We start from the raw sequence: 898 nt of genomic DNA, 5'->3' as shown, positions 1-898 counted from the left end.
TGCAGATCCTCGACGTGCGCGGCGACTGGATCTCGCGGCGTCCGAACGTGCGGCCGGGCGGCTGGGCGTTCCAGTATGCGAACCCCCACTACCCCGACGTGGACGACACGGCGGTCGTCGTGATGGCGATGGACCGCGCCGACAAGCTCACGAATTCGAGCGCCTACCGCGAGTCGATCGCGCGCGCGCGCGAATGGGTGGTCGGCATGCAGAGCAGCGACGGCGGCTGGGGTGCGTTCGAGCCGGAGAACACCCAGTATTACCTGAACAACATCCCGTTCTCCGATCACGGCGCGCTGCTCGATCCGCCGACCGCGGACGTGTCGGGGCGATGCCTGTCGATGCTCACGCAGCTCGGCGAGACGGCGGCGACGAGCGAGCCGGCCCGCCGCGCGCTCGACTACATGCTGAAGGAACAGGAGCCGGACGGCAGCTGGTATGGCCGCTGGGGGATGAACTACATCTACGGCACGTGGACCGCGCTGTGCTCGCTGAATGCGGCCGGCCTCGGGGCGGACGATCCGCGCATGAAGCGCGCCGCGCAATGGCTGCTGTCGATCCAGAACAAGGACGGCGGCTGGGGCGAGGATGGCGACAGCTACAAGCTCGACTATCGCGGCTACGAGCAGGCGCCGAGCACGTCGTCGCAGACGGCATGGGCGCTGCTGGGTCTGATGGCGGCCGGTGAGGTGAATCATCCGGCCGTGGCGCGCGGGATCGAGTACCTGATGACCGGGCAGCAGGCGAATGGGCTGTGGGACGAGGAGCGCTTCACGGCGACGGGCTTCCCGCGCGTGTTCTATCTGCGCTATCACGGCTATCGCAAGTTCTTCCCGCTGTGGGCGTTGGCGCGCTATCGCAACCTGAAGCGCGCGAATTCGACGCGCGTGACGGTCGG

General features: G+C 67.9%; 1 protein-coding gene. It reads left to right on the top strand.

The window, feature by feature from the left end; genetic code table 11:
• Nucleotides 1–898: pectate lyase (locus LIG30_RS01210; RefSeq protein WP_038708966.1), on the top strand; the 898-nt coding region annotated here is incomplete at both ends.

The organism is Burkholderia sp. lig30 (genome assembly GCF_000687455.2).
Taxonomy (GTDB): Bacteria; Pseudomonadota; Gammaproteobacteria; order Burkholderiales; family Burkholderiaceae; genus Burkholderia.
The sequence above is the reverse complement of the archived record's forward strand: the minus strand, read 5'-3'. Positions and strand labels throughout refer to the sequence as shown.